This is a genomic window from Shewanella septentrionalis (assembly GCF_025370265.1).
In the GTDB taxonomy this organism is placed as follows: domain Bacteria; phylum Pseudomonadota; class Gammaproteobacteria; order Enterobacterales; family Shewanellaceae; genus Shewanella; species Shewanella hafniensis.
Map to the genome: position 1 here is coordinate 48,276 of NZ_JAMTCC010000008.1, position 11,858 is coordinate 60,133.

7 protein-coding genes are annotated in these 11,858 nt (G+C 46.2%); 2 read left to right on the forward strand and 5 right to left on the reverse strand.

The features are described 5' to 3' along the window. Positions 1–4 precede the first annotated feature (4 nt). The 3 genes from NE536_RS06180 to NE536_RS06190 form a co-directional block, all read right to left on the reverse strand. Positions 5–775, reverse strand: a complete 771-nt coding sequence (locus NE536_RS06180; protein ID WP_261272142.1) for a phosphatase — start codon at positions 773–775, stop codon at positions 5–7. A 50-nt stretch (positions 776–825) separates the two neighbouring features. Beyond that, a complete protein-coding gene (locus tag NE536_RS06185) occupies positions 826–4,047 on the reverse strand; it encodes a DEAD/DEAH box helicase (RefSeq protein ID WP_261272143.1) in 3,222 nt (1,073 codons plus the stop codon). 267 nt (positions 4,048–4,314) lie between these two features. Continuing rightward, positions 4,315–6,174 (reverse strand): DUF885 domain-containing protein, encoded by a 1,860-nt coding sequence (locus tag NE536_RS06190; RefSeq protein ID WP_261272144.1) that lies wholly within the window; start codon positions 6,172–6,174, stop codon positions 4,315–4,317. A 565-nt stretch (positions 6,175–6,739) separates the two neighbouring features. On the opposite strand from NE536_RS06190, the gene cspE reads away from it, so the two are divergent. Beyond that, entirely contained in the window at positions 6,740–6,949 is a 210-nt protein-coding gene (gene cspE, locus NE536_RS06195) for a transcription antiterminator/RNA stability regulator CspE (protein ID WP_006080998.1), read from the forward strand. A gap of 108 nt (positions 6,950–7,057) precedes the next feature. Here the strand turns inward: cspE and NE536_RS06200 are convergent, their stop codons facing one another. After that, on the reverse strand, positions 7,058–9,004 hold the full coding sequence (locus NE536_RS06200; protein ID WP_261272145.1) for a monovalent cation:proton antiporter family protein: 1,947 nt from the start codon (positions 9,002–9,004) through the stop codon (positions 7,058–7,060). Positions 9,005–9,174: 170 nt separating this feature from the next. Between NE536_RS06200 and dgcS the strand changes: the two genes are divergently transcribed. Next, positions 9,175–10,065, forward strand: a complete 891-nt coding sequence (gene dgcS, locus NE536_RS06205) for a diguanylate cyclase DgcS (protein ID WP_261272146.1) — start codon at positions 9,175–9,177, stop codon at positions 10,063–10,065. Between the two features lie 281 nt (positions 10,066–10,346). Here the strand turns inward: dgcS and tilS are convergent, their stop codons facing one another. After that, entirely contained in the window at positions 10,347–11,822 is a 1,476-nt protein-coding gene (tilS, locus tag NE536_RS06210) for a tRNA lysidine(34) synthetase TilS (protein WP_261272147.1), read from the reverse strand. Between the last annotated feature and the right edge of the window lie 36 nt (positions 11,823–11,858).

Consider the following 11,858-nt stretch of genomic DNA (forward strand, 5'->3'; position numbering starts at 1 on the left):
TTCACTATGCATCTATTAATTGAGCATCGTCACTAAATAAAGGGATCAAATCAGCAACGGTTTCATGACCACGGGCGGCTAAAAAAGCCAAGAGTGCAGAAGGACTGCGATTAAGTAAGCGTGATGGCGGATAAGCCACTTCATCGATGATCGCTTGCGCCCGCGCAAAACCGCCCAAGCTGAAAGCCACATGGGAATCAGAGCCCATAACTAAAATAGTGCCAAATTCCTTGGCCGCTTTAGCAATCGCAGTGCAATTGGCTTCGCTACCCTTACGGGATACTTCAAAGGAGGAATTGTTAATTTCAAGCGCTACACCGTATTCGGCAGCGGCGCGGGCAACGGCTTCAATATCAATCGGATAGGCGGGGTTTCCTGGATGAGTGATGATATCGACCTTGCCGCTTTTAATCGCATTAATCATGGCCTCTGTGTGGGTTGCCTTATCCGATGGCGGATAAACCGGTTCATGGAATCCCGCGAGCACAATATCGAGCTGCTTTAAATAATCACCAAAGAAATCAATCTCGCCGTCGATATTTTTAATATTGGCTTCGATACCCCGCAAAATCCCGACGCCATCGACCATACGCGGCAACACTCTTAAATTCACAAAGTGCCAAAAATGCGGCGCATCGGCCATCGCAGGCCCATGATCTGTGGTGGCAAATAAGCGAATCCCCTTTTGCTTTGCCACCACTAAGTAGTCATGAATCGTGCTATAAGCATGGCTCGACGCCACAGTATGGGTATGAGTGTCGACTTGGTACTGCATGGTTCACCTCAGTCAAATGATTCAATCAATTTAGAAAAACTGGCCACGATTTAGCTAAAGAGCGATAACAATTCATCGGCGCTTCCTTGCCATGTGCCCTTGCCTTTACCTTCGAGAATACTGTCCGCCAGACTTTGCTTATGCTGCTGCATTTCTTGGATTTTTTCTTCTACAGTGCCTTCGGCAATCAGCTTATAGACAAACACGGGCTTATCTTGGCCGATACGATGGGCTCTGTCCGTTGCCTGCTTTTCCGCCGCTGGATTCCACCAAGGATCATAGTGGATCACAGTATCCGCCGCGGTGAGATTAAGCCCAGTGCCGCCGGCTTTTAAACTGATTAAGAACACAGGCGTATCGCCCTCTTGGAACTTATCTATCTGCGCTTGGCGCAGGCGAGTTTGCCCAGTGAGCTTACTGTAATCGAGCCCTAAGTCCACCAGCTCTGCTTCAATCAGGCTAAGCATGCTAGTGAACTGGCTGAAAATTAATATCTTGCGCCCCTCTTGCACCATCTCGGGCAAATTCTGTTTTAGCCAGTCTAACTTAGCATTACTCTTCACTTTTTGCGCTTGCTCTAACTTCACTAAGCGCGGATCGCAGCAGGCTTGGCGTAGCTTAAGTAAAGCATCGAGAAACTCGATATGGCTGCTAGCAACACCTTGAGAGGCAAACAAATCCCGCAGTTTTTTCTCCATCACCAGTCGAATACTCTCGTAGAGATTTCGCTGATCTTTTTCTAACTCTAAGCTCTGGGAGATTTCGGTTTTAGGGGGTAATTCACCGACCACTTCATCTTTGGTTCGGCGCAGCACAAAAGGCGCAATCCGTTGACTCAAGATTTGCGCTTGTTCCCTATCGCCATAACGTTCAATTTTGTGCCTAAAGGATTTGTTAAAGAAGGCATTCGTGCCGAGTAGTCCGGGCAAACAAAAGTCCATCAAGGACTTAAGTTCACCTAAGTGATTTTCAAGCGGCGTACCCGACAGACACAATCTAAACGGCGCTTTAAGAGCTTTAATCACTTGAGTCACTTTCGCCTGCGCATTTTTAATCTGCTGCGCTTCATCGAGCACGATATGTTCAAACACCTGCCGTTGGTAATAGTCACTGTCGCGCACAATCAGCGGATAGGTCGTCACCACAATATCAAACTCACCTAAGCGCTCGAGCAAAGGCTTACGCAAGGCGCCATGAATCACGACAAGCTTTAACGAAGGTGCAAATTTCGCGGCTTCTTTTGCCCAATTACCCACTAAGCTCGTTGGGCAAATAATGAGGCTTGGAGCATGGTTAGCCCCTACGGGTTTTAGCGCTTGCTGCTTGAGTAAAAAGGCCAAGGTTTGAATGGTTTTCCCTAGCCCCATATCATCGGCTAAAATACCGCCAAGCTGATATTCCTTTAAAAAACAGAGCCAATTCAACCCTTGCTGTTGATACTGACGTAACTCAGCATTTAAGTTGTCTGGGACTGCAACCTCTAACACGCCGTTAAAGTTTTCAAGTTTAGTTGCTAAACTGCGCACCCGTTCACCATTAAGCAGGCGAATATCACTGTCGGCAAAATCATTTAATAGGTGGGCACGGTATTTAGGCAAAGACACGCTATTGCCTTTGTGACTGTCAAACAGCTCTAAAATAATGCTGATCAGCGGCTTAATCACGCTAGCTTTGACTTTTAACCAATCGCCATTTGGGCTGGGCAGCAGTAATTCTGCATCATCGGCGGGCTCACCATACTGCTTAAGCCAAGTGGCAATTAAGGGCAGCATAGGCACTATTTGACCATCGATGTCAGCATTCAGTGACAGAGAAAACCACCCCTCTTGGGTATCATCCAGTTCAATCGCCAGCGGAGTTTCAATCACATTCAAACTGAAATGGTTGGCAAAATGCACTTGGTAGCCCAAGGCCTCTAGCGCAGGGATTTCCTGTTGGATAAAGTGCAACCAAGCATCGATGGTTTCTGGCAGTGGCCCTAACCCCCAAATACTGACATAGCTGCCACTGTTAGGGATAAAAGAAGGCGCCAGCTCCACGAGCTCCAATGCCATCAAACGATTAATCGCATCCATTTCCGCATCGAGTTGACGCGCGACTTGATAGGTTTTGCCTTGATGGGTAACTAAGGATAAGGGCTCATCGGGATATTGACCGCCAAGTACCACGTCTTGATAGACAAATTCCAACAGCACCAGTGGCTGCGCCATAGCAAACTCAGGTAAATCCTGCGAGGTTAAGGTCAAACGGACTTGCAGCGGCACTTGCAGCTCGACAAAATCAATCGAAACCGGCGTAGGTACGGTTTTCGCCGAAAAGTGTTTAATCAGTTTGTGACTCACCATTTCAATCTGCGAGCTAGGCACTGGCGGCATCTGGCTGAGTAACAAGAGTTTTTCAACGCTGATCTCTGTCTCTAATGCGCCTATCTTAAAATAATCTAAATCGATATAAGTCGGCGGTTCACAGGGGATTAGCTCCCAATTGTCCTTATTGGGCAGCGTTAACTGCATCTGCTTGTGCTCGGCATCCTTATCCAGCCAAATAAATTCAGGCTTTAACGGTTCACCTCGGGTGAGCGCTAAACGGCTCTCTTCCCAAAAACATCGCCCAGTGACGAGCATTTTTTCCAGCGCCATAGCGCCTAACTGAGCTTTAAGATACAAACGCGAGGCACCGTGGCGGCGAGTCGACATAATAAGATTGATGATGAGCACGTCTTCGGCGCCAATCCAAGCGGGCATATAGTATTGCACATCGGATAACGCGATTTTAGAGCCTTTGTTATAGCCGCCCTTCTTCGCCAGCTTGCCTTTTCTTAGTTCAAGGTAAACGCCGTTATCATCTTTGGATAACACGTACAGCACGCGATCGTCATAAAGTAAATCGACATTTGAAACCGTGAGATCATCACTTTCGTCTAGCAGATGTAACCACTGGGCAATACGTTGATCTTCAACGGTTCTATCACTCAGTAAGCTGTAAAGCACGGCGGCAATATGCTTGCAATGCCCAGTGGCGGGGCATGAACAGAAGCCATTCATGATCAACTTATGGTTAACACTCACGAGGCGAATATCTTGACGATAGGGCTGGGATTCCGTACCCATGACGCGACCTTCAATATGACGAAAATCGGCATTCGCTTTGGCGCTCAAGACCCGCCCCTTCATCACATAATCACGGGCGCGCATTAAGGTTGGCGGCGTGAATAATGACTCAATCGTGGTGCGAGTCAATTGGATAGGATCTTGGGGGGACAAGCGATTCATGTAAAAACCTTGAAACTAAAAATATCAATACCTAACAATAGCAAGCCATTGCCGAGCGACATTTATCAATGAGTTGTGTGGAATTGTATTGAAAGCCTTGGCCGAAAGCCAGAATGATAGTCTCTATCGATAAACTCACCCTGCCTGCAAGATAAAAGAACAGACTTATTCGCAAGCAGGGCATGGATTTTAAATTACCAAAAAACATTAATAAATAAGGCGTTAACCTTGCATCACCCCCAAGACATTAACGGTTGCAACCAAGGGCTAAACTTTTGCTTTAGCCTCAGTACTTTTTGCATCAGTACTATTTTTATCAGCAATGTAGCGGTCGACCAGTGTTTCTAAGATATCCAAGGGCACAGCACCATTTTTCAGCACTACATCGTGGAAATCCCTGAGATCGAACTTATCACCTAAGGCCAACTTGGCTTTTTCACGCAGTTCGAGAATTTTCATCATGCCGACTTTATAAGCCGTCGCTTGACCTGGCATAACGATATAACGCTCAATCTCAGCCGTGACATCACGATCGGACATGCCAGTATTTTTCATCATATAGTCAATCGCTTGCTCGCGAGTCCAACGGCTATGATGAATACCTGTATCTACCACTAGACGCACAGCGCGGAACAACTCAGCCTGCAGACGACCGATATTATCAAAGGGATCCTTTTGAAAACCAAGTTCCCACGCCAAACGTTCGCTATATAAAGCCCAACCTTCAATGTACGCCGTAAAAGGCGCCATCTTACGAATAAGCGGCATACCTTCTAACTCCATCGCCACCGCAATTTGAAAATGATGCCCAGGGATCCCCTCGTGGTAGGCTAACGTGCGCATACCGTATTTAGGCGTGGCCTTGATGTCATATAAATTGGCATAGAAACGCCCTGGACGACTACCGTCAATCGCGGGCTGCTGATAATAGGCACCCGGTGCTGTTTTTTCTTTAAATTCAGGAATGCGCACCACTTCCATTCCCGCTTCGGGTCGAATACGGAAAGCATCACCCAGTCCCGCATTCACTTCATCAAGAATCTGTTGATAATCAACCAAGATTTGCGCTCTACCCGCATCGCTATCTTCATAGTAAAACTTAGGATCCGCGGCTAATGCTTCAATCGCGACCGAAAAACCTTGACTCACATCGTAACCTTCTGCGGCTAAGATAGTCATGATTTCACTTTGAATGCGGTCCACCTCAGCCAGCCCTTTAGCATGGATTTCATCAGCAGTGTAATTGGTGGTAGTGAAGAACTTCAGCAATTGCTCATAGGCAAGGTCGCCATTTAGCAGCGCCCAATAACCATCATCCGTCCCCGCTTTGGCTTGTAACTGGGTGAAGTAGTCGATAAATAATTGATACGCTGGATGCACATAACCTTTAATGTCCGCTTCGGCGGCGGCCAATAACCGTGCTTGTTCATCGGCACTGATATCCGTGTCAGCCAATTTGGTTTTAAATGAACTATATAAAATATTGTCTTGAATCGGCGTCGCGACAAAATCATTCATCTCGGTGAGCACCCGCTCAATCACAAACTTAGGCGGAATAATCCCTTTCGCTTCACGGATTTTTAAGCCTTCGAGAGTTTGCGCAAACTTAAGTTTCACCTTTTGTAAACGCGACAGATAGTTTTCTGCATCGCCCACCGAGTGCACTTGGTGCTGCGCCTGCATAAAGCTGGGATAACCGTTTTGCACGCCAAACAACTGATTAAGCGGATAGTTATGGTAACGATACGGCTCAGAAACCAGCGCGAAATCGGCGAGATATAGGGCAATATCCTTGGAGATACGTTGATTTTCATCTAAATCCGCATCGGAATAGCTCAGCAAGGTTTCACGCAAATCTCGCACTTGCCCGAAAGTCTTATCCATCGCCTCTGGACTATCGTCATCCAACTCGGCGTTATGGCCTGTAATCCCTACCGATTCTAAGAAGCCCAATGAGGTCAAGGTTTCAGGGCTTTCGAAAGCCATCTTGACCACACTTCTGTCTAGAAATGCGCGAAAGAAAAACGGCTTTTTCGCAAACCATTCATGGGCGGTCAGCGCCACTAATAACAGCACTAAGACTAAGCTGCCGAGTCCAATCCGTTTTAGTACTGTTTTCAACGTCATTCTCCATTCTTATTATATTGGGTCTACAGTTATCGCACTGAATCTAAAGCTCAAGCACGCTGTTATTTTGCTGACGAGAATATCATCAACACAAACAAGCAACAATTTAATAACATAACTAAGCGTGACTGAATCCTTTTTCTGGCATACAGGTCGCCTCCCACACTCCACAGACACCTAATAGGTAAACTGTCACTAAGTCGCGACAAACAGACAAAATATTTTTTACGCTCGATAACTTTTAAACTAGCTCCGTATCCAATTGAATATAAACAGTTATAAAGAATAACTTCCCCAAAATCTTTCCATAATTCTCTCAATAGATGAAAGGTATTTCAAAATAAAGCTATACAAACCCCTAGAGTGTGTTAATCTGCACTCCGGCCTGTGATTCAGACCTATTTATAAGCAATATTATGTATTTGAAAACCTTCGCTACGCCTGTAATATTTTTTGCTGTCATGAAGCTTTCCACTCATAACTTATCATCAATGTAAATAATTCTATTTCTGGCTAACATCCCGCATAATTGCGAATTATTTGTTTGAAAATTTTGGAGACATTCATGTCTAAAACTACTGGTGTAGTTAAATGGTTTAACGAAGATAAAGGTTTTGGTTTTATTTCTCCTGACAATGGTGGCGCTGACGCATTCGTTCATTTCCGCGCAATCGTTTCAGAAGGCTTTAAAACTCTTGCTGAAGGTCAAAAGGTTTCTTTTGATATCGAACAAGGCCAAAAAGGTCCTCAAGCTGCGAACGTAGTTATTCTGTAATTAGACTTTGTCTAATTTAAGTTAACAAGTTCCAGACAAAAATGCCGACACTATGTCGGCATTTTTATATCTGCAATTCAGCTGTATCTAAAAAGCCAGCCTTTGGCTTTAGCCGTGCAAGAGTTTAGCCTCGGCTTTCTCAAGTCTTCGTGGTTTACCCACTATCAGTAAAATATCCCCCGCACGAAAAACCCAGTCCTGCTCAGGATGTTCCACTTCGGCGCCACTGCGACGAATCGCCCTTAACTCAACTCTTAAGGTTTCCCACATAATATCGGCAACGGTTTTACCAATCGCATCTGCACCACGCGGTAACGCCACCGCATGCAATGACTCTAAGGTGAAGTCGGTTTCAGTACCGGAAAAAAAACCATGTAAAAATTGATAATGATTGCGCCGCTCTGACTCTAAACGTTTTAAAATCCGCGCTAATGGCACACCGCATTGATGCAATACCTGTGACACTAGCATCAAGCTACCTTCTAAAGATTCTGGGATCACTTGATTGGCACCCGCTTTTTTCAGCAAGTCTAGATCACTGTCGTCTTTAGTTCTGACTAAAATTTTAGCTTCTGGCGCCAATAACTTACATAAGGGTAGGACTTCTTCTAAACTACGTGACTCACAAAAAGTGATGACGATCATCTTAGCCTGCTTAACGCCTATTTGTTTTAAAATCGCCCGCTTACACACGTCTCCAAAATAAATCGGTTCGCCAGCACGGCGTGCCTCAGAAACACGAGTCGGATCGAGATCCATCACCAGATAAGGTACGGCTTCGGTTTTCAAAAAACGGGCAATGGTCTGCCCGACTCGGCCGTAACCAAAAATCATCACCAGATCATGCTCATCCATCAAGAGTGGCACAGCTTCATCCACATGTTTTGCCTGCCTTATTCCTAACACCCACTTAGCAATATCCACGCTATGGCGAACTAACCACGGGGCTATCGTCATGGAAAGCACGGCGACCATGACTAACATGGTACTGATTTCATTATCTAGAAGTTGATAGTTAACCGCTAAAGCCAACACCACAAAACTAAATTCGCCCACTTGGGCTAGGCTCATGGCGGTGCTCATGGCAATCCGAAAGGGTTCGCCAACTAATCTTAAGATCCCATGAATGATCAGCGCCTTACCGAGTACAACGGCCACTAAGATCAACAATATCTGCCACCAGAAACGCATTACTAAGGTAAAGTCCAGCATCATGCCTATGGAGATGAAAAACAGCCCCATCAATAGATCGCGAAACGGCCGGATATCCGCCTCAAGTTGGCGACGGTACTGGCTTTCCCCCAGCAGCATGCCCGCCATAAATGCCCCCAATGCCATAGATAACCCCAACCATTGGGTAAATGCGCCTGTCACTAAAGCCACCACCAGTGTTGATAACACGAAGAGTTCGTTAGAGCGGGAGCGGGCAACTTCGTCAAAAATCCGCGGCAGTGCCCATTTGCCAAAAGCCATCAAGAGGAAAAAAGCCAAAATACCTTTGAGCAAGGCAAAGGCGATGTCTGCGAGCATCAAAGGTTCGCCACCATTGGCCAGTAATGGCAATAGGATCAACAGCGGCACCACCGCTAAATCCTGGAATAATAAGACACTGACGGATAGCTCACCATGACGACGACGCAACCACCCCTGTTCATTGAGTAATTTAAGGACTATGGCTGTAGATGATAAAGCAATGGCAGCCCCGATAACTAAGGCTTCGACCCAATTAAGACCACACAACAGGGCCACGCCCATAGTCAACAGGGTGGTTATTACCATCTGTGCACTGCCTAAGCCAAATACGGTACGGCGCATGGCCCACAGCCGCGGCACAGAGAACTCTAAGCCTAAGGTAAACATCAGTAGCACTACCCCAAGTTCAGCGACAGATTGCATTTGATGCTGGGTAAACCAGTGAAAACCACTCGGGCCACTCACAACACCAGTGAGTAGATAAGCCAGAATTGCGGGTAACCCCAAACGACGCAGCACAGCAATGGCCACAATGGCAATCACTAGCATAAGTAGTACTTGGATTAAAAAGCTATGTTCCATTGGGGCTATGACTCCTGTCAAAATGCTGACGTGTCAAAAAAACTAACGCTGAGTTTTAAGCTTAACTGAATGACTAACAAAGACAAATTTTATTAACAAATATTACGGCACGGTATTTGCTTAGACTAGGTAAGAGATGTATCGCACTAACATTTGCTGGAGTGATGATTATGGACTTTGGCCTAGCTACCGAGCTATATCCCGACGAATATCGCTATCAAACAGAACATTATAGTCCCAATGATAATCCATTGGACTTGGTACAAGTGATCCAACAACTGCACGCCAGTTTAGATCCAAGGACAGTCTTTGCCTGCTATGGCAAAGTGCTGGGACAATACTTGCCGATCCAAGGTGTGCGCTTAAGTTATGGCGAACATAAATTAAGCTGGGGCAAACGTTATGGTATCAGCGTCAAACGACAGCTGATATGTGCTGGTATGCAGCTGACGATTCAATACCAGTTATTGACGCCACTGACGCCATCGCAAACCTCGAACCTGAAAGAGATTGAGCCGCTGTTATTGCAACCGTTATTAAATGCAATGCAATACCAAGAAATGTCGATGCAAGCTATGTTTGACTCGCTCACAGGTTTAGGTAATCGCCATTACTACAGTCAAAGTCTCAGCAATGCGACCGCCAGAGCCCATAGAAAACAAGGCTCTGTCGCACTCATAGTGCTCGATTTAGATAACTTTAAACAGCTAAATGATAAATTCGGCCATAAATGCGGTGATTATATTCTGAAGGAATTTGGCGACATCATTCGTGCGACCATACGTAATACGGATCAAGCATTCCGTATCGGCGGTGACGAATTCGTTATTATTGTCCAAGGCAATATTCATGCGGCAGGCTTGCTATGCGAACGGATTGTCTCGGCTATCAATCAGCACACTAGTTTCACCCAGTTTGGGGTGAGCTGTAGTTTAGGTGCGGCAGAATCACACGATACCATTGAAGCCGAACAACTTTATGAACTTGCCGATAAGGCGCTATATCAAGCCAAAGCAGCGGGACGTAACTGCTACAAACTCAGCCAAAATCAATTAGTTTAGATGCGCAGGGATGCCAAATGAAATGCGATAACAAACTTGCAGCGCGTAATCTGTGAAGGTTCAAAACTAAAGGAAGGTTAATATCTCAATGTAGATCTCAAGGAAGATTCGAATCAAACTGACGTGCTGCGACCTACTCTTTCTTACTTTGCTGCTTTCCTACTTAAAAAGAATAACGCCGCAACGACTCACAAAAACTCCAGCGACAACTCCCAACCCAAACCCCTTGCTTCGCCAACAGGCACTTAAACAAACACTCAAACAAACACTCAAACAAACACTTAAACAGAAGTTTGAGAGACCTGCAAACCTAGTCCATTCGACTCAAGAATAAAGCTTTTTTCAACCCACAGCCCAATCGCCATCACCAGTTGCTCGTTATAGAACACGAAACCGATCTTTTCACGTACCCAAGGCGGAACGGCAAACTCTTGCCACAGTTTCTTTAATTCTCGGCCCTTGCCACGGGAATGGGGATAACAGCGATATTGCCCCGCGAGTTGATAACGCACACTCACCACTTCATCTGGCTGAGGAAAGCGGGCTCTAGGCCCTTGTCTAGAGGCACTGAGACGTATCGTCTCACCACAAGTAACACCCGCAAGTTTCACGTCTAATTGAGTAACGTCCAATTGAGTAACGTCTGATTGAGTCACGTCCACTTGAGTAACATCGCCCTGCACTAAAGGATTGAGGAGCTGCGAAGGAAATGCCCAGCTAGCAGGCTTAACATGACGCGGGCGGGCGTGATACTTAAATAAATACACTTGATTAGCAAAGCGGCGGATTTCACACTCACCCACTCGAATATGCACTTTGGCATCATCTTTCGCGGTTAAAAGCTGAGTGATGATCTGATTAAGCTGCACCTTTGAGGGCAAGGCAAAACCTTGTGATTCGATAAATCCCCGCAAGAGTAACGCTTGCCAGTCGGCTGACTGCTCGGCAAAACCCTCGAGTTTAAATACACTTTGAGTATGGTAAGGCGCTTGGGTTAACCATAAAGGTAAACGTTCACTCACCTGTAAATCCAGCGTTGCCTGTTGCTCGGCGCACAATGCCGCGCTACGACTCGCGGTTGCAGCGATACTCGGCCAACGCGCTTTTAAACGGGGAATGATTTCTAAACGTAAAAAATTACGATCGAACTTATCGTCTTGATTACTTTCATCTTCGATATGCACTAAGCCTTGCTGTTTTGCGTAGGCTTCAATTTGCTCACGGCTGATATCCAATAACGGCCGCAGTTGTCTGCCATGTGCTAATGCTTGCACTTGTCCCATGGCCGCCAGCCCTTTAGGCCCCTGACCCCGCTTGAGTGCCAGTAAGATAGTCTCAAGCTGATCGTCTTCATGGTGAGCCGTCAGCAACACATCATTGGCACTTAAATGCCGCTCAATCGCCAGATAACGCGCTTTGCGCGCTTCGGCTTCAAGGCTCAATCTTGGCCCACGATTAACCGTGACTCGCTCAACCGTCACGGGCAGATCGTAATACAGGCCCCGCTCAAGGCAATGCAGTGCCCAAGCCTCAGCGTTATCGCTTAGGCCATGGTGTACATACACTAGCTGATAATTAAACTCCGGATGTTGCCGTGCAAACTGGCTTAAACCAAAGGCCAAGACTTCGGAATCAACTCCGCCACTGTAAGCCAGCACTAACTTGCTGTCAGGCGCTAAAGACTGCGCTGTCAAAAAAGCACTAATATGCACGCAGAGATCGCCTGCAGCCAATGGTTCATCAAACTTAACCGACATAGGTTAACTTCATCTGTTTGCACCTAAGACATTCGC